Origin of the sequence: Kitasatospora sp. NPDC050543, assembly GCF_044457565.1 — a bacterium.
Classification (GTDB): Bacteria; Actinomycetota; Actinomycetes; order Streptomycetales; family Streptomycetaceae; genus Kitasatospora.
In genome coordinates this window covers 132979-150028 of sequence record NZ_JBITGZ010000003.1, presented here as the reverse complement: position 1 = coordinate 150028, position 17050 = coordinate 132979, and the positions used below count along the sequence as shown (strand labels likewise).

Sequence of the window (17050 nt, the reverse complement as noted above, 5' to 3'; positions counted from 1 at the left end):
CCATCGCAGACCGCACGGTCGAGGACAGCCCGGGCCCGGAGGTGTCGCCCCGGGCCCGACCGGTCGACGGAGGTCCCATGGGCACGATGAACCACTTCAGTTTCGGCTGGCTCACCCCGACGCTCTCGTACCTGATGGCCTGCGTCGGCGCCGCCCTCGGCCTGCGCTGCACCCTGCGCGCACTGGCCGCCACCGGCGCCTCCCGCCGCAACTGGCTGCTCACGGCGGCCGCCGCGATCGGCTCGGGCATCTGGACCATGCACTTCGTCGCGATGTTCGGCTTCACCGTCGACGGCACCGAACTGCGCTACAGCGTGCCGCTCACCGTGCTCAGCCTGGTCGTCGCGATCCTCGTCACCGGCCTCGGCGTGTTCGCCGTCGGCTACGGCCGGCACCGCGCCCGCTCGCTGCTGTTCGGCGGACTCACCACCGGCCTCGGCGTCGCCGCCATGCACTACCTGGGCATGGCGGCCCTGCGGATGCACGCCGGCATCCGGTACGACGCCGGCACGGTCGGGCTGTCGGCGCTGATCGCCGTCGGCGCGGCCACCGCCGCGCTCTGGGCCGCCGTCACCATCCGCAACGCCCTCGCGGCGGGCGGCGCCTCGCTGGTCATGGGCATCGCGGTGACCTGCATGCACTACACGGGGATGGCCGCCGTGCACGTCCACCTGGACCCGGCGCGCACCGAGCTGGGCGGGGCGAGCCCGATGCAGTTCGTCTTCCCGCTGGCCGTCGGGCTGGGCTCCTTCCTCTTCCTCACCTCCGCGTTCGTCGCACTCTCCCCGACGGCGCAGGAGCGCGCCGCCTACGCGGAGGCCACCGAACTGACCATCGAGGATTTCCAGCCGGACCGGCCGCTCGACCACGCCCACTGACCCTCCGGGAGTCCCCCTGCTCCCATCCCGCGGCAGTCCGCCCCTCGGCGGGAGTCCGGCCCCGCACCCCTCCCCCCGCACCGTCGCCCAGGAAGGCTTCTCCCTATGCGAGTTCGCCGCGGACCGACCCACAGCGCGCCGGCGGCGGCCCCGGGTGCCGCCCGCGGTCCGGCCCGGCAGCCCGCCGCCGGTCCGCGCCGCGGCGCCCACGCCGGGCCACCCGCGCAGGAGGAGCCGCCCGCTCCGGCCCCGGCGGGCGGGCCGGTCCGCGCCGACCGGTGGCCGCTGCGCCCCCGTACCGTCCGGGCCAGGATCGTCGCGCTGCTGATGGTGCCCGTGGTGTCGGTGATGGCGCTCTGGGCCTTCGCCAGCGTCACCACCGCGCAGAACATCTGGGACCAGCTCCGGCTGAAGTCCGTGCGCACCACCCTGCTCACGCCCGTCGACGCCACCGTCACCGGACTGCAGGCCGAACGCGCCGCCGCGGGTGACCTGCTGGCCGCCCCCGGGGCCACCAGGGAGAACGCCCTGCGCGAGGCCGCCGCCGCCACCGACCGCGCCCTCGCGCCGCTGACCCTCGGCCGTGACTACAACCGCGCGGACGCCGAGGGCCTCGGCGCGGAGGCCGCCGCCCGGGTCGACGCGCTCGGCACCGCCGTCGGCGCGCTGCCGGCCCTGCGCAGCCGGGTGCTGGCCCGTGGCGTCGGCTGGCCGGAGGCGTACACCGCGTACGGCACGGTGATCGAGCAGGCCTTCGCGGTGGCCGGGGCGGTCACCGCGCTCCAGGACCACCGGGCCGCCTCCGACGCCCGGGTCCTGCTCGAATTCGCCCGTGCCCGGGAGCTGCTGGCCCGCGAGGACGTGCTGCTGCGCACCGGCCAGGCGGCCGGGAGCCTGCCGGACGACCAGCTGCGCGAGTTCACCGGCGCCGTCTACGCCCGCCGGCAGTTCGACCGGGGCTCCGCCGCCGACCTGCGCCCCGAGGACCGTGCCGCGCTGCTCGCGATCACCACCGGCCCCGACCACCGCGACCTCACCGCCTTCGAGGACCGGATCCGCGGCGCCGCCGACGGCCGCGCGGCCCTCGGCGCCGTCGCCCCCGACCGCTGGGCGCTCGCGGCGGGGAACGTCGCCCGGGCGCTGCGCGCGGTGGAGGCCGGCGCTGCCCGGGCGGCCGGCGAACGCTCCGACCCGTACGCCCTCGCGCTGTTCAGCCCGGCGGGTGCGGCCGTCCTGCTCGGCCTGGGCGCGGTGCTCGCCTCGCTGCTGATCTCGGTCCGGATCGGCCGCGGGCTGGTCACCGAGCTGATCGCGCTGCGCAACTGTGCGCTGGAGCTGGCCGGGCGCAAACTGCCCGCCACCATGCGGCGGTTGCGGGCCGGGGAGGAGATCGACATCGAGGCCGAGGCGCCGCTGCCGCCCGCCAAGAGCGACGAGATCGGCCAGGTGCACGTCGCCCTCGGCAGCGTTCAGCGGGCCGCCGTCACGGCGGCGGTCGAGCGGGCCGAGGTGCTCTCCGGCGTCTCCGGCGTCTTCGTCAACCTGGCCCGCCGCAGCCAGGTGCTGGTGCACCGTCAGCTCACCCTGCTGGACGCGATGGAGCGCCGCACCGAGGACCCTGCGGAGCTGGCGGACCTCTTCAAGATCGACCACCTCACCACCCGGATGCGCCGCCATGCCGAGGGCCTGATCATCCTCTCCGGCGCGGCCCCGGGCCGGGCCTGGCGCAAGCCCGTACCGCTGCTGGACGTCGTCCGGGCGGCCGTCGCCGAGGTCGAGGAGTACGCCCGGGTGGACGTCCACCGGCTGCCGTTCGCGGCGGTCGCGGGGCCGGCCGTCGCCGACCTCACCCACCTGGTCGCCGAACTCGTGGAGAACGCCACCGGCTTCTCGCCCCCACACACCCGGGTGCACATCAGGGGCGAGCAGGTCGGCAACGGCTACGCCCTGGAGATCGAGGACCGCGGGCTCGGCATGGGCGCCGAGGCGCTCGCCGACGCCAACCGGCGGATCGCCGCCGCCGAGCAGAGCGACCTCTTCGACAGCGACCGGCTCGGGCTCTACGTGGTCAGCCGCCTCGCCCGGCGCCAGCAGGTCAGAGTCTCGCTGCGGCCCTCCGCGTACGGCGGGACGACGGCGGTGGTGCTGCTGCCCACCGCGCTGCTGGAGTCCGGTCCTGCGCCCGCCCTCGCCCCGCGCACCGAGGCCGGGGCGGGCCTCGCCCGGGACCGGGCGCTGCGGGAGCTCCCGGCGGGGGAGGAGGCGCGGGCGGGGTCGCCGGGCCGGTCGGGTCGGTCGGCTTCGCGGGCCGAACTTCTCTGGGAGGTACCGGAGTTCGAGGTGCCCGATTTCCCGCCGTCACTGTCACCGTCACCGTTGCCCGCGTCTCCGTCATCGCCGTCGCAGCCGCCGCCCGCGCGGCCGGGCCCGCTGCTCCCCTTCGGGGCGCGCGGCGCCGACCCGGGTGTGCTGCGCCCGACGCCGTTCCGGGCCTCCGGTGCCCGCGCGGATCACCTGCCCGGGTCCGCCGCGCCGCCGGTGCGAGCCGCACCGCCGCTCGCGCCGCCCACCGGGCCGCTCGCGCCGCCGTCCGAGCGGCCGTCCGGGCCGCCCGTCGTACCGGGGGCGGGGCCGGGGCGTGCGCAGGTGCCGCCGTCGGGAGCCGGCGCCCGGCCGCGCCCCAGCTGGGCCACGCCGCCCGGCGCGGCGGAGGCCGGTGCGAGCGAGGCCGGTCCGGTGGTGGCCGGTCCCGAGGAGCCGGACGAGCTGCCGCGCCGGGTGCGCCAGGCCAGCCTCGCCCCGCAGCTGCGCGAGGCCCCGCCGCGCCCGCGGCCGGCCGCCCGGCGCCAGGCCGGCCCGCCCGCCGGCCGCGACCCGGAGGAGGCCCGCGCCGCGATGGCCGCGTACCAGCAGGGCTGGGCGCGCGGTCAGAGCGACCACCCCGGTGAGCCCGGCGGCCCCGGAGCCACCGGCCTGACCGGTACGCCAGGCCGCCGCCCCGGCGCACCCGACCGTCCGTCACCCGAAGGAGACACCCGATGATCGGCACCACCCACCACGCCGGTGAGCTCAACTGGCTGCTCGACGAACTCGTCTCCCGGGTCGCCCAGGTGCGATACGCCGTGATGCTCTCCGCCGACGGCCTGGCGATGGGCACCTCGGCGGGCCTGGGCCGGGAGGACGGCGAGCACCTGGCGGCCGTGGCCTCCGGCTTCCACAGCCTGGCCAAGGGCACCGGGCGGCACTTCGGCGCGGGCGAGGTCCGCCAGACCATGGTCGAGCTGGAGCACGGCTTCCTGTTCGTCGCCGCCGCCGGGGAGGGCACCTGCCTGGCGGTCTTCTCCGACGCCGACGCCGACCTCGGTCTGATCGCGTACGAGATGGCCCGGCTGGTCCGCCGGGTCGGCGAGCACCTGTACACGCCGCCACGCAGCTCGGTCGGGGGGTGAGCCCGGTGCCCTACCCGCACCGCCGCTACGACCGGCCGGACTCCGCCTTCGGCCACCCGACCGGGCCGGCCCCGCACGTCCGTTGGTACGACGCCGCGGCCGGGCCGATGGTCCGCCCGTACGCGATGACCAAGGGTCGGACCAGGCCGGACGGGCGCGAGTTCGACCTGATCGCGCTGGTGGTCAGCGACGTCCCCGACTCGCCGGACCTGCCGGTCGGCCCCGAGCAGGGGCTGATCCTCCACCTGTGCCGGGGCAACGCCCTCTCGGTCGCCGAGGTCGCCGCCGAGCTGGACCTGCCGCTCGGCGTGGTGCGCGTCCTGCTCGGCGACCTGCTGGCCGCCGCCTTCATCCGGGTCAGCCGGCCCGTCCCGCCCGCCCTGCTCCCCGACGAGCACATCCTCCAGGAGGTCATCAATGGACTCCGCGCTCTCTGAACTCCCCGACTCGCCCGTCCTCGCACTCAAGATCCTCGTCGCCGGAGGCTTCGGCGTCGGCAAGACCACGCTGGTCGGTTCGGTCAGCGAGATCCGCCCGCTGCGGACGGAGGAGCAGCTCACCGAGGCCGGTCGGGGGGTGGACGACACCGGCGGGGTCGAGCAGAAGACCACCACCACCGTCGCCATGGACTTCGGCCGGATCACCATCCGCCAGGGCCTGTCCGTCTACCTCTTCGGCACACCCGGGCAGGACCGCTTCTGGTTCCTCTGGGACGAGCTGGCGCAGGGCGCGCTCGGCGCGGTGGTGCTCGCCGACACCCGGCGGCTGACGGACTGCTTCCCCGCGGTGGACTTCTTCGAGCACCGGGGCATCCCGTTCGTGGTCGCCGTCAACCGCTTCGCCGGTACCCGGGACTTCCGGCCCGAAGAGGTCTCCCGGGCGCTCGACCTGGACCGGGACACGCCGGTGGTGCTCTGCGACGCCCGGCGGCGCACTTCGGGCAAGGATGTGCTGATCACCCTGGTCGAGCACGCCGGGCGGGTGCACGCGGCCCGACTGCTGGCGGACGTCGCCAGGGTGTAGCCCGGCCGGGCCGGGCCGGGCCACGCGGGCAGGCGGGCGGGCGACGGCGCCCGGGCGCCGTGGGCGGGCGTGGGCGGGCATGGGCCGGTGGAGGGCAGTCGACGCTCCGATCTGCGCGATGTCAGCTGATGCGCCGCCCCGACCCGTACGCTGCGAAATGTGATCACGTACGAGGACCGCAGGCTGCGCACCCTGGCGGACGAGGGCCGCTGGCCTGAGCTGCTCGGCATCTACCGGCGGGCCAGGGTGGCGGCCGCGGCGCTGGCGGGCGAGGACCGCGCGGCGGCGCAGACCGCACCGCTCGGCCACCTGATCGCGCACGGTGCGCCGCCCGAGGTGGCCGTCCGGCTGTTCGACGAGGACGGCGGCGCGGGCTCGGCGGCCGGGGTCGGCGACCACGACGCGGGGCCGCTCTGGGAGGTGCTGGCGACCCGGCACTCCTGGCGGCGGCTGGCCCCGCTGCTCGGCCCGCCGGCGGTGCGGCGGCTGGTCGCGCACACCCGGGTGCTGCTCGGGGAGGACCTCTCCTACGGTGCGGAGCCCGACCCGGAGGGTGTCCCGCTGGTGCTGGAGCCGTGGGAGATGGCGGGCTGGGGCGAGGGCGGCCGGGTCCGCGACTACCTGCGCTCGGGCGGTTCGCGCAGCTCACTGCTCACGTTGCCGGCCGACCGCGAGGGCCTGGGGCCGGTCGAGCTGCCGGTGCGGCGTGAGCGGCTGCCCGGACAGCGGGCCACCGCCGAGTTCGCCGCGCTGGCGGACTGGGCGCAGGCGGCCTGTGTACGGGGCGGCGCGCTGGACGCGGCCGCCCAGTTCGCGCCGGGGAGCCGGGTGACGGGTGGCTACGTGCCGTTCGCGGTGGTGTACCCGGTGCTGGTCCAGACGGGCGCCGGTGCCCGCCCGCACGGCGCCGCGCGGGGGCGGCTGGCGGTGTGGCGGGGCCTGGCCGCGATGGCGGGGGCCGGCCGGCCGGAGCGCGCCGAGGTGAACGCGCTGATCGCCCGGCTGCGCTGCTTCACCTGGTGCGACCCGGCGGACGAGCTGCGCTACCTGCACGCCGCGCTGGAGGATCCGGCGACCGGGCTGAGCTGGGCCGTCAGCGGGGCCGACTTCGAGGGCTGAGCGTGAGCGGCGGCGGCCGCCGGACGAGGGTGACCCCGGCCCGGCGCCGCTCGGGGGTGTGGGGGTGGGCGCCGGACCGGGGTCGGTGTGGGGGTGTGGGGGTCCCTGTGGGGGTCTGTGGTGGGGCCGCGTCGGGTCTTCGGGGTCAGGCTGCGGCGGCGGTGGGGCTGGGCACACCGCCCTGGGCGGGGAGCTCGGCGGGCGCCGCGTGGGTGTCGATCAGCGTCCGCTCGTCGAAGGGCAGCCGGCCGGCGAGCACCTCCCGGGTCCGCTCGTGGTCGATCTCGCCGGTCCAGTGGCCGATCAGGACGGTGGCGACGGCGTTGCCCGCGAAGTTGGTCAGCGCCCGCGCCTCGGACATGAACCGGTCGATGCCCACGATCAGGCCGACCCCGTCCACCAGCTCGGGCCGGTGCGACTGCAGGCCGCCGGCCAATGTGGCCAGGCCGGCGCCGGTGACCCCGGCGGCGCCCTTGCTGGCGATCACCATGAAGAGCAGCAGCGAGAGCTGCTGGCCCAGGGACATCGGCTTGTCCAGCGCCTCGGAGATGAAGATCGAGGCCATCGTGAGGTAGATCGCGGTGCCGTCCAGGTTGAAGGAGTAGCCGGTCGGCACGGTGATGCCGACGACCGGGCGGCTCACCCCGAGGTGCTCCATCTTGGCGATCAGCCGGGGCAGCGCGCTCTCCGAGGAGGAGGTGGAGAGGATCAGCAGGAACTCGCGGCCGAGGTAGCGCAGCAGCGCCAGCACGTTCACCCCGGCGACCAGCCGCAGCAGCGTGCCCAGCACCACGATCACGAACAGCGCGCAGGTGACGTAGAAGCCGATCATGATGACGGCGAGGCTCTTCAGCGCGGCGGTGCCGGTCGCGCCGACCACGGCGGCCATCGCGCCGAACGCGCCGATCGGCGCCACCCACATGATCATCGACATGATCCGGAACACCAGTCGCTGGATGTGTTCGACCCCGCGCAGCACCGGCGCCCCGGCCGGGCCCATGGCCTGGAGCGCGAAGCCGGCCAGCAGGGCGACCAGCAGGGTCTGCAGCACCTTGCCCTCGGTGAGGGCCGAGAGCATGGTGGTCGGGATGATGCCCAGCAGGAAGTCCGCGGTGCCCTGGGCGTGCCCGGCGGCGGCCTGGGCGTGGCCGGACTTGGCCAGCGCCTGGGTCAGGTGCAGGCCGGAGCCGGGCTCCAGCAGGTTGCCGACCAGCAGGCCGATGCCGAGCGCGACGGTGGACATGGTCAGGAAGTAGCCGAGTGCGAGCCCGCCGACCCGGCCGACCTTGGCGGCCTTGGTCACCGAACCGATGCCCAGCACGATGGTGCAGAAGATCACCGGGCTGATCATCATCTTGATCAGATTGACGAAGCCCGTCCCGATCGGCTTGAGCTCCACCGCCACGCCGGGCGCGGTCAGCCCGACCACGATGCCGGCGAGCACCGCCACCAGGACGGCGAGGTAGAGGTGATGGGTGCGGTCGGTGCGTCTGGTACGTCCCGCTCCTGCTGCTCCGGTGATCGACATCTGCGGCTCCTTCGCCTGCTGTCCCGACGGCCCCGGGTGGGTGGGCCGATCCGACTATCGGCGGCACGGTGACGGCGGTCACGCTTGCGTTCATAGAGTTCACGCCCCCCCGCGCCCCGGCGCTGCCGGCCACTGCGCCCCCGGCGCCGCCCGCTGCCGCGCCCGCGTGCCTCCCCCTCCCCGGCGGGGCGTCCGGCAGTGCACACTGGCTGGCATGTCCGAGCGCCCGCACCTCCCCTTGCCGCGCCGGCGGGTGCGCAGCCTCGCCGGGCAGCTCTTCGTCGTCCAGGTGGTGATCGTCGCCGCGGTGGTGGCCGGCGGGGCGGTGCTGGCGTACCTGTTCACCGCCGGCCGCGCCGAGGACGCCGCCCGCAGCCAGGTCACCGCCGTCGCCCGCTCGGTCGCCGACTCGCCGTCCGTCCTGGCCGCCGCCACCGGTCCGGACCCGTCCGCCGTGCTCCAGCCGTACGCGGAGCAGGTCCGGGTGCACACGGGCGTCTCGTTCGTCACGGTGATGGACATCCGGGGCGTGCGCTGGACCCACCCCACCCCGGAGCAGATCGGCAAGCCGTTCCTCGGCCACATCGAACGGGCGCTCGCCGGCGAGACGCTCAGCGAGACGTACACCGGCACGCTCGGCCCCTCCGTCCGGGTGGTCACCCCGGTGCTGGACGGGGACCGGCGGGTGGTCGCGCTGGTCAGCGTGGGCCGCACCGTCCGCTCGATCAGCGAGCAGCTGCGTGGGCCGCTGACCGCCCTGGCCGGGGTCGCGCTGGCCGCGCTGGTCGTCGGCGGGCTGGGCACCTACCTCGCCAACGCCCGGCTGCGGCGCCACACCCACGGCATGGGCGCCGCCGAACTCAGCCACCTCTACGAGTACCACCAGGCGACCCTGCACTCGGTGCGTGAGGGCCTGGTGCTGCTGGACCGGCAGCACCGGGTGGTGCTCTGCAACGACGCCGCCCGCGAACTGCTCGGTCTGGAGGGAGAGTTGGAGGGCAGGCCGATCGCCGGGCTGGGCCTGCCGCAGTCGCTGGTCGCGGCCGTCCTGACCCCGGAGCCCGCCCGGGACGAGCTGCACCTGACCGCCGAGCGGGTGGTGGTGCTCAACACCTCCGCCATCGGGACCGGCCTCGGCAGCGTGCTGACCCTGCGCGACCACACCGAACTCCAGGCCCTGAGCGGCGAACTGGACTCCGTCCGCGGCTTCACCGACGCGCTCGGCGCGCAGGCCCACGAGGCCGCCAACCGGCTGCACGCGGTCGTCTCGCTGATCGAACTCGGCCGCCACCACGAGGCCGTGGAGTTCGCCACCGCCGAACTCGCCCTCGCCCAGCAGCTCACCGACCGGGTGGTGGCGGCCGTCGCCGAACCCGTGCTCGCCGCCCTGCTGCTCGGCAAGGCCGCCCAGGCCGCCGAGCGCGGGGTCGAACTCACCCTCACCGAGGACAGCCGGATCGACGACGGCGTCCTGCCGCCCGACCTGTCCGCCCGCGACCTCGTCACCCTGCTCGGCAACCTCGTCGACAACGCGGTGGACGCCGCCATCGAGGGCGCGGCCGAGCACCCCGACCAACCCGAGGTCACCGTCACCGCCCGGGTGGAGGACGACCGGCTGCTGCTGCGGGTCGCCGACACCGGCCCCGGCATCGATCCGGACGCCGTCGACGACGCCTTCCGGCGCGGGTGGAGCACCAAGAGCGGCGGCCGGGGCCTGGGCCTGGCGCTGGTCGCCCAGACGGCCCGGCGCAACGGCGGGACGGTCGAGGTCGGGCGTGAGCGCGGCGCGGTGCTGACCGTACGGCTGCCGCTGCGGCGGGCGGGGGTGGCCCGCCGGTGATCGACGTCCTGGTCGTCGAGGACGACCCGGTGGCCGCCGCCGCCCACACCCTGTACGTCCAGCGCGAACCGGGCTTCCGGGCCGTCGGCACCGCGCACACCTGCGCGCAGGCGCTGCGGCTGCTGGAGCGCGCCCGCGCCGCCGGCCGCCCCGTCGACCTCACCCTGCTCGACCTGCACCTCCCGGACGGCCACGGGCTCCAGCTCTGCCGCACCCTGCGCGCGGCCGGGCACTCCACCGACGTCATCGCCGTCACCTCGGCCCGCGAGCTCGCGACGGTCCGCCAGGCCGTCTCGGCGGGCGTCGTCCAGTACCTGCTCAAGCCGTTCAGCGGGGCCGCGCTGCACGACCGCCTGGAGCGCTACGCGCGCTACCGCGACTCCCTCGCCCGCGTCGGCGAGGCCACCGGGCAGGACGAGGTCGACCAGGCCTTCGCCGTCCTGCGCACCCCCGAACGCACCGCGCTGCCCAAGGGCCTCAGCGCCCCCACCCTGGAGGCGGTCGCCACCGTGCTGCGGGCGGCCGACGCCGGCCTGTCCGCGGCCGCCGCGGGCACCGCCGCCGGCGTCTCCCGGATCACCGCCCGCCGCTACCTCGAACACCTGGTGGACACCGGCCTCGCCGTCCGCGAACCCCAGTACGGCCAGGTCGGCCGCCCGGAGCTGTGCTACCGCTGGCGCACCCGCTGAGCGCCGCCCGGACGGGACGGCGGGTTGCCGCAGGAGGGAACAGGCGTCAGGAGGTCCGCTCGGCCAGGGCGAGGTAGCGGTCGTCGGAGTCGGTGTAGGAGCTCAGCTGCCAGCCGGCGGCGGTGAGGACGGGGCGGAGGTTGGGTTCGGCGCGCAGGTCGTCGGGGGTGATCGCGCGGCCGTGGCGGGCGGCGAGGGCGGCGCGGCCGACGGGGTGGAAGAGGGCGAGCAGGCCGCCGGGGCGGGTGACGCGGGCGAGTTCGCGCAGGCCGCGCACGGGGTCCGGGAGGTGGGAGATCAGGCCGGCGGCGAACACCGCGTCGAGCCCGCCGTCCGGGAGCGGGAGGGCGGTGCAGTCGGCGAGCAGCAGGGTGGCGCCGGGGTGCCGGGCGGCGGCCGCGTCCAGCATCTGCGGCGTGACGTCGGCGCCGAGCACGGTGCCGGTGGGGCCGACCGCCGCGCGCAGCAGGGGCAGGGCGCGGCCGGTGCCGCAGCCCGCGTCCAGGACGGACTGGCCGGGGCGCAGGCCGAGTTCGGCGACGGCGGTGGCGTAGCGCGGGCCGTCGTCGGGGAAGCGGGCGTCCCAGTCGGCGGCGCGGGTGGCGAAGAACTCCCGGGTGCGGGCGAGTTCGGCCTGGTAGGCGGGGTCGTTCGGCATCTGCGGCTCCCTCGGTGGCCCCGGTGCGTAACGATCGGCAGGGTATCGAGTGGGAGGTCGTGACCTTTCGGCCGGTCGGTCGTTGCACCGTGTGCGGCGGTGGATTCACTCGCAGGGGTGGTCTTCGATGGCGCAGGCCGTCGGCAAGCCGTGATCCACTAAGGTTAGCCTTACCTAACCTTCTCGGGAGTTCGCCTTGACCCTCACCGTCGAGCCCGCCGTCCCCGCTCAGGTCCCGGGCGACGCGATCCTGCGCCGCCAGCGCATCCGCGAATCGGCCGCCCGTACGTACGCCCGCTCGTTCCCGATCGTCCCGGTGCGCGCGCACGGTATGACCGTGGAGGGCGCGGACGGCCGCCGCTACCTCGACTGCCTCTCCGGCGCGGGCACCCTGGCGCTCGGCCACAACCACCCGGTGGTGCTGGCGGCGATCCGCCGCACCCTGGACAGCGGCGCCCCGCTGCACCTGCTCGACCTCGCCACCGCCGAGAAGGACGACTTCACCAGCGCCCTCTTCGAGAGCCTGCCGCGCGAGTTCGGCGAGCGCGCCCGGGTGCACTTCTGCGGCCCCGCCGGGACGGACGCGGTGGAGGCCGCGCTCAAGCTGATGCAGACCGCCACCGGACGGCGCGGCGCCCTCGCGTTCACCGGCGCCTACCACGGCATGACGGCCGGCGCGCTCGGTGTGACGGGCAGCGTCGCGGTCAAGGCCCCGCTGCCGAGCACCGGCGAGGTCACCCGGCTGCCCTACCCGTACCCGTACCGCTGCCCGTTCGGCGTCGGGGGTCCGGCCGCCGAGGAGCTCGCCGCGACGTACACCCAGCGACTGCTGGACGACCCGTCCGGCGGCGTGGTGCAGCCCGCCGCGATGATCCTTGAGGCGGTGCAGGGCGAGGGCGGCGTCGTCCCCGCGCCGGACGACTGGCTGCGCGAGATGCGGCGGATCACCGCCGAGCGCGGCATCCCGCTGATCGTGGACGAGGTGCAGACCGGCGTCGGGCGCACCGGGGCGATGTGGGCGGTCGAGCACAGCGGGATCGTCCCCGACGCGATGGTGCTCTCCAAGGCGATCGGGGGCAGCCTGCCGCTGGCGGTGGTGGTCTACCGCGAGGACTACGACGGCTGGCGGCCCGGCGCGCACACCGGCACCTTCCGTGGCAACACCCTCGCCATGGCGGCCGGCGCGGCGACGCTGCGGTACGTCCGCGCGCACGGGCTGGTCGAGCGCGCGGCGGTGGTCGGCGAGCGGATGGCCGCCCGGCTGCGGGCGCTGGCCGGCGAGCTGCCGGTGATCGGGGACGTGCGCGGACGCGGGCTGATGCTCGGCGTCGAACTCGTCGACCCGGCCGGCGAGGTGGACGCCTGCGGCTCGCTGCCGGCGGATCCGGCGCTGGCCGTCCGGGTCCGCGAGGCCTGCCTGGCGCGCGGCCTGATCGTCGAACTCGGCGGCCGGCACGACGCCGTCCTGCGGCTGCTGCCCCCGCTGACCATCACCGACGAGCAGGCCGCGGCCGTGCTCGACCGGCTCTCCGACGCGATCCACGCGGCGGCCGCCACCCCGGTCTCCCCCGCATGACCACCGGCGCGGGGGGTGTCGGTGGTGCGGGCGGCACGGGCCTCGGTGGCGGCCTGCGGGCCGTGTCCGGCGCCGGCCCGGCGCGGGCCGCCGACCCGGCCGCGCTGTCCGGCGGCGCCGCCGGCGCCGACGCGTTGCGGCCGCTGCTGGACACCGTACTGGCGGCGCTGGCGGCGGGCGCCGCCCACCGGGGCGGGCCGGTGCCGCCGGGGGAGCCGCCCGCGCTCGCCGCCCTGGTCGCGGCCGAACTGCGGCGCGCCGACGGCGCCGAGGCGCTGGACCGGCTGACCGAGCTGCTCGCGTACGGCAGCGCCGACCCCGCCGACCCCGCCTGCGCCGCCCATCTGCACTGCCCCCCACTGGCCGTGGCCGTCGCCGCCGACCTGGCCGTGAGTGCGCTCAACCCCTCCCAGGACTCCTGGGACCAGGCCCCCGCCGCCACCGCCCTGGAGACGGCGCTGCTCGCCGAACTCGCGGGCCTGGTCGGCTTCGACCCGCAGCGGGCGAGCGGGGTGCTCACCTCCGGCGGGACGGAGTCCAACCTGATGGGACTGATGCTGGCGCGTGACCAACTGCTGCCCGGTATCGTCGAGTTGGACGGACTGGAGGCGGCCGGCTCGCAGCCGCGGATCTTCGCCTCGCGCGCCGCCCACTTCTCCGTCCAGCGGGCCGCCGCCCTGCTGGGCCTCGGCGAACGGGCCGTGGTGCCGGTGCCCGTCGACGCCGAACTGCGGATGGACCCGGACGCGTTGGCGGCAGCCCTGGCCGGAGCCGTCTGGGAGGGGGCCACCCCGCTCGCGGTGGTCGCGACCGCCGGTACCACCGACACCGGCGCCGTCGACCCGCTCCACCGGGCGGCCGACCTCGCCGCCCGCTACGGCGCCTGGCTGCACGTGGACGCCGCGTACGGCGGGGGCGCGCTGCTCTCCGACCGCCTGGCGCCGCTGCTCGCCGGCATCGCCCGCGCCGACTCCGTCTCGCTGGACTGGCACAAGCTGGGCTGGCAGCCCGCTGCCGCCGGGGTGTTCCTGGTCCGCCGGGCCGAGACCTACCTCTCGCTGGCCCGGCGGGCGGCCTACCTCAATCCGGTGGACGACGAGGAGGCCGGCTACCCCAGCCTGCTCGGGCTCTCGCTGCGCACCACCCGCCGTGCCGACGCGTTCAAGATCGCGGTCACCCTGCGCACGCTCGGCCGTGCGGGCCTGGGGCGGCTGGTCGACCGCTGCCATGAACTGGCCCTGGCCACCGCGGAGTCCGTCCGGGCGCAGCCCCGTCTGGAGCTGTACTGCGAGCCCGTCCTGACGACCGTGGTCTTCCGCTACCTCCCGGCCGGCGAGGCTGCCGGGCAGGGCGGGGCGGGGGCCGCCGATCCCGCCGCCGCCGACCGCCTGAACGCCGAGCTGCGGCGACTGCTGCTGCGTGAGGGCCGGGCCGTCGTCGGCCGGACGGAACTGCCGGGGGAGGGATCCGGGCGGGTGCGGCTGAAGCTGACGCTGCTCAACCCGCACGCCACCGCGGCCGACACCGCCCGGGTGCTGGGCGAGGTGGTCCGGGCCGGGGCCGAACTGGAGTCGGCGGCACGGCGTCCGGACGCCGGGAGTTCCTAGGAATGCGAACCACCGACGGGTTGCGGTGGGAGAATTGGAGGAATGCACACTGGCGTGCGGCCGTTCCGGCTGGGAATGCGCGGAGCACTCGTCCGATCCGGAGAATCCTCCGTGGACATGCCGATCGAGGAGTCGTACAGACTGATTCCAGCCGTCGGGTGATCACATTTCGCCAACCCCCCGACGGGACTTGCGGACCTCCCGAGGCGCGGCGGTAACTTCTTGTAGTCGCCGCCACACCAGGAGCACACTGCTCCCAGGGACTAGCGGCGCAAGGGGGATCCACCATGCGCGCCCGCGCTTTCGCGGACTCGGCGGCATGTCTTCTCGTGCGTGACCCTGGACCGACCGCCTGATCGGGCGGCCGACCTCCTGCTCCGCACCGTCCCCGGCCGCCGCCGCACCCTGCCGCGGCCCGGACCGTGCCGCTGTCCCGTGCGGTGAATCCACCCATCCGTGGAATCCACCCATCCGTGCCGGCGGACCCCGGCGAACTCCGGTGAAGTCCGGCGGGCCGCGGTGAAATCGACTGCTCCGGCGACTCCGTGACCCGGCGGGCCGCGATGAATCCCGATGGCGCGGCGGTGGACCGCGCCGGAATTCGGTGCGCCGCAATCCTCTTCAGTGAATCCCCGAAAGCCCAGTGAACTCAGTCCTGCGACCGCGGAGGCCACGGCATGAGCGAAACGCTCCTGAGTACCAGTACGACCATGTTCGAGGCATTGCCATTCTCCGACCGCTGCCGAGCCCTCTGGCAGCGCGGAGAGCATCTGCTCATCGGGGTCAGCCCGGGCAACAGCTACTTCAGTCACGGCCGGATCGGTGAACTCGTCCGGTGGGGGCGGGAGTTCTTCGTATCCGTCGACATCGTCTACGCGGACCTGCACGTCGAGGTGCAGTACGCCGCCTACGGCTACCCCGAGGAGCAGGCCCTGCGGCGGGCGGCCAAGGAGGTCAAGGCCACGGCCCGCCGGATCCGGCGCGGGGTCGAGGAGTCCGGACGCGACGGCGTACGGATCCACCCGCTCTCCTCCTTCCAGGGCGACCCGGTCTACCGGCGACTGCACCGCGGCGTCCTGGAGGCGCTCGACACCGACCCGGTGCTGCGCGAGGCAGCAGAGGGCATGGCCCGCTCCTTCCTCAGCGCCCGGCTGGACGAAGGGCTGCCCCCGAGCGAGGAGCAACTCGCCGCCGGGCTGCGGTACATAGCCGCCGAGCTGCCGTTCTTCCTGGACACCCCCGCGCTGCTCGGGGTGCCCAGCTCGGTCAGCTGCTACCACGTCCAACTCCCGCTCATCCCGGTCCTGTTCGGTCGGCAGGAGGGGCTGCGGGCGGCCGCCGGCCAGGCGTACGCCGTGGTCCGCCCCCAGCTCGTCCCGCAGGCCGCCTGACCACCGCGACCCCTCGCCCTCCCCGACACCCCTGACATCCCCTTGCAAGGAGCCATCGCGATGACCACGAGTGCACGGCCCGATGTGACCTTCCCGCTCTCCCGGCGCGGCGACATCCTCCCCGAGGAGGCGACCAGGCTGCGCGAGGAGCAGCCCATGGCCAAGGTCCGCACCCTGACCGGCGACGACGCCTGGCTGGTCAGCAGCTACGCGCTGGCCGAGCAGGTGCTGGAGGACGACCGGTTCAGCCTCAAGGACACCGCCAACCCCGGGGTGCCGCGCCAGTACGCGCTGACCATTCCGCCGGAGGTGGTCGACAACATGGGCAACATCAACAGCGCCGGGCTGCGCAACGCCGTCATGAAGACCCTCTCCCCGCGCGCCGACAAGGAGTTGGAGGGCTGGCTGGAGGCCGAGGCGCACCGGCTGATCGACGACCTGGTCGCCCAGGGCGCGCCCGGTGAGCTGCGCGACGGCTTCACCGAGCCGTACTCGGCGGCGCTGCACTGCCGGCTGCTGGGCATCCCCACCGACGACTGGCGGCGGCTGATGGCCGGCATCGACGTCGCCTTCATCACCAGCCCGGCCGTCTTCGAGGGGTCGGCGCAGAACTGGTACAAGGACCTCGGCTACATGCTCGGCCGGCTGAACGCCGACCCGGAGCCGACCGAGGGCCTGCTCGGGCGCTTCGTCCGGCTGCGCCGCTCACCGGACGTCTCGGACCGGGTGAGCGACGAGCTGCTGGCCACCGGCGCCCTCTCGCTGTTCGGCGCGGGCGCCGTCTCCACCTCGGCGTTCCTGCTGCACGCGATCATCGCGCTGGTCCAGCAGCCGGAGCTGGCCGAGCGGATCCGCAAGGAGCCGGCGGTGATCGGCCGGGCGGTGGAGGAGCTGCTGCGGGTCAACCTGTCGATCGGGGACGCGCTGCCCCGGCTGGCGCTGGCGGACGTCCAGGTCGGTGACGTGCTGGTCAGGGAGGGCGAACTGGTCCTGGTGCTGATCGAGGGCGCCAACCACGACCCCGAGGTCTTCCCGCACCCGGAGCGGATCGACTTCGACCGGGAGAGCAACCCGCATCTCTCCTTCGGCGGCGGCCGGCACTTCTGCCCCGCCTCGGCGCTGGGCCGCACCCATGCCGAGATCGCGCTCCAGGTCCTGGTGGAGCGGCTGCCCGAGCTGCGGCTCGCGCTGCCGGTCGAGCAGCTGGCGTGGCGCCCTGGGTTCATCAAGCGGCTGCCGGAGCGGCTGCCGGTGCTCTGGTAGCCGGGGGAGGCGCGCCCCGGAGGCGAGCG

General features: G+C 75.4%; 14 protein-coding genes. 12 read left to right on the top strand and 2 right to left on the bottom strand.

Annotated elements, in window-relative coordinates; translation table 11 throughout:
- Positions 1-77 precede the first annotated feature (77 nt).
- From ACIBH3_RS05035 to ACIBH3_RS05010, 6 genes are all read left to right on the top strand, one after another.
- Positions 78-878: an MHYT domain-containing protein gene (locus tag ACIBH3_RS05035; RefSeq protein WP_396310479.1), complete on the top strand. Its 801-nt coding sequence runs from the start codon at positions 78-80 to the stop codon at positions 876-878.
- 105 nt (positions 879-983) lie between these two features.
- The gene (locus tag ACIBH3_RS05030) at positions 984-3920 is read left to right on the top strand and encodes a nitrate- and nitrite sensing domain-containing protein (RefSeq protein WP_396310478.1); all 2937 of its coding nucleotides are present in this window, start codon (positions 984-986) and stop codon (positions 3918-3920) included.
- Entirely contained in the window at positions 3917-4327 is a 411-nt protein-coding gene (locus ACIBH3_RS05025) for a roadblock/LC7 domain-containing protein (protein WP_396310477.1), read from the top strand. Before ACIBH3_RS05030 ends, ACIBH3_RS05025 begins: the two co-directional genes overlap by 4 nt.
- A 107-nt stretch (positions 4328-4434) precedes the next feature.
- Complete coding sequence (locus ACIBH3_RS05020; protein ID WP_396310665.1) at positions 4435-4764, top strand: DUF742 domain-containing protein; 330 nt, start codon at positions 4435-4437, stop codon at positions 4762-4764.
- Positions 4745-5350: a GTP-binding protein gene (locus ACIBH3_RS05015; RefSeq protein ID WP_396310476.1), complete on the top strand. Its 606-nt coding sequence runs from the start codon at positions 4745-4747 to the stop codon at positions 5348-5350. The genes ACIBH3_RS05020 and ACIBH3_RS05015 overlap by 20 nt, the downstream gene beginning before the upstream one ends.
- Before the next feature lie 159 nt (positions 5351-5509).
- On the top strand, positions 5510-6469 hold the full coding sequence (locus ACIBH3_RS05010; RefSeq protein ID WP_396310475.1) for a hypothetical protein: 960 nt from the start codon (positions 5510-5512) through the stop codon (positions 6467-6469).
- Positions 6470-6614: 145 nt separating this feature from the next.
- On the opposite strand, the gene ACIBH3_RS05005 is transcribed toward ACIBH3_RS05010, so the two are convergent.
- Positions 6615-7997 carry a cation:dicarboxylate symporter family transporter gene (locus tag ACIBH3_RS05005; protein ID WP_396310474.1) on the bottom strand — a complete coding sequence of 461 codons (1383 nt, stop codon included), beginning with the start codon at positions 7995-7997 and terminating at the stop codon, positions 6615-6617.
- A 214-nt stretch (positions 7998-8211) separates the two neighbouring features.
- On the opposite strand from ACIBH3_RS05005, the gene ACIBH3_RS05000 reads away from it, so the two are divergent.
- Together ACIBH3_RS05000 and ACIBH3_RS04995 are read left to right on the top strand one after the other, a co-directional pair.
- Complete coding sequence (locus tag ACIBH3_RS05000; protein ID WP_396310473.1) at positions 8212-9837, top strand: ATP-binding protein; 1626 nt, start codon at positions 8212-8214, stop codon at positions 9835-9837.
- Positions 9834-10526 carry a response regulator gene (locus tag ACIBH3_RS04995; protein ID WP_396310472.1) on the top strand — a complete coding sequence of 231 codons (693 nt, stop codon included), beginning with the start codon at positions 9834-9836 and terminating at the stop codon, positions 10524-10526. The genes ACIBH3_RS05000 and ACIBH3_RS04995 overlap by 4 nt, the downstream gene beginning before the upstream one ends.
- 46 nt (positions 10527-10572) lie before the next feature.
- Here the strand turns inward: ACIBH3_RS04995 and ACIBH3_RS04990 are convergent, their stop codons facing one another.
- Positions 10573-11184 (bottom strand): class I SAM-dependent methyltransferase, encoded by a 612-nt coding sequence (locus ACIBH3_RS04990; RefSeq protein WP_396310471.1) that lies wholly within the window; start codon positions 11182-11184, stop codon positions 10573-10575.
- Positions 11185-11380: 196 nt separating this feature from the next.
- Here ACIBH3_RS04990 and ACIBH3_RS04985 point away from each other — a divergent pair, with 196 nt between their 5' ends.
- The 4 genes from ACIBH3_RS04985 to ACIBH3_RS04970 all read left to right on the top strand — a co-directional run bounded on the left by ACIBH3_RS04985 (position 11381) and on the right by ACIBH3_RS04970 (position 17021).
- Entirely contained in the window at positions 11381-12760 is a 1380-nt protein-coding gene (locus tag ACIBH3_RS04985) for a diaminobutyrate--2-oxoglutarate transaminase family protein (RefSeq protein ID WP_396310470.1), read from the top strand.
- The gene (locus ACIBH3_RS04980) at positions 12757-14367 is read left to right on the top strand and encodes a pyridoxal phosphate-dependent decarboxylase family protein (protein ID WP_396310469.1); all 1611 of its coding nucleotides are present in this window, start codon (positions 12757-12759) and stop codon (positions 14365-14367) included. Before ACIBH3_RS04985 ends, ACIBH3_RS04980 begins: the two co-directional genes overlap by 4 nt.
- A 677-nt stretch (positions 14368-15044) precedes the next feature.
- The gene (locus ACIBH3_RS04975; protein WP_396310468.1) at positions 15045-15758 is read left to right on the top strand and encodes a tRNA-dependent cyclodipeptide synthase; all 714 of its coding nucleotides are present in this window, start codon (positions 15045-15047) and stop codon (positions 15756-15758) included.
- 60 nt (positions 15759-15818) lie between these two features.
- Positions 15819-17021 (top strand): cytochrome P450, encoded by a 1203-nt coding sequence (locus ACIBH3_RS04970; protein ID WP_396310467.1) that lies wholly within the window; start codon positions 15819-15821, stop codon positions 17019-17021.
- Positions 17022-17050: the final 29 nt, after the last annotated feature.

What these genes read in the sequence shown, in the direction of transcription:
- ACIBH3_RS05005 (WP_396310474.1), bottom strand. Translation starts at nt 7,997, where the DNA reads ATGTCGATCACCGGAGCAGCAGGAGCGGGACGTACCAGACGCACCGAC.
- ACIBH3_RS05025 (WP_396310477.1), top strand. Translation starts at nt 3,917, where the DNA reads ATGATCGGCACCACCCACCACGCCGGTGAGCTCAACTGGCTGCTCGAC.
- ACIBH3_RS05020 (WP_396310665.1), top strand. Translation starts at nt 4,435, where the DNA reads ATGGTCCGCCCGTACGCGATGACCAAGGGTCGGACCAGGCCGGACGGG.
- ACIBH3_RS05035 (WP_396310479.1), top strand. Translation starts at nt 78, where the DNA reads ATGGGCACGATGAACCACTTCAGTTTCGGCTGGCTCACCCCGACGCTC.
- ACIBH3_RS05015 (WP_396310476.1), top strand. Translation starts at nt 4,745, where the DNA reads ATGGACTCCGCGCTCTCTGAACTCCCCGACTCGCCCGTCCTCGCACTC.
- ACIBH3_RS04975 (WP_396310468.1), top strand. Translation starts at nt 15,045, where the DNA reads ATGAGCGAAACGCTCCTGAGTACCAGTACGACCATGTTCGAGGCATTG.
- ACIBH3_RS04970 (WP_396310467.1), top strand. Translation starts at nt 15,819, where the DNA reads ATGACCACGAGTGCACGGCCCGATGTGACCTTCCCGCTCTCCCGGCGC.
- ACIBH3_RS05000 (WP_396310473.1), top strand. Translation starts at nt 8,212, where the DNA reads ATGTCCGAGCGCCCGCACCTCCCCTTGCCGCGCCGGCGGGTGCGCAGC.
- ACIBH3_RS04990 (WP_396310471.1), bottom strand. Translation starts at nt 11,184, where the DNA reads ATGCCGAACGACCCCGCCTACCAGGCCGAACTCGCCCGCACCCGGGAG.
- ACIBH3_RS05030 (WP_396310478.1), top strand. Translation starts at nt 984, where the DNA reads ATGCGAGTTCGCCGCGGACCGACCCACAGCGCGCCGGCGGCGGCCCCG.
- ACIBH3_RS04980 (WP_396310469.1), top strand. Translation starts at nt 12,757, where the DNA reads ATGACCACCGGCGCGGGGGGTGTCGGTGGTGCGGGCGGCACGGGCCTC.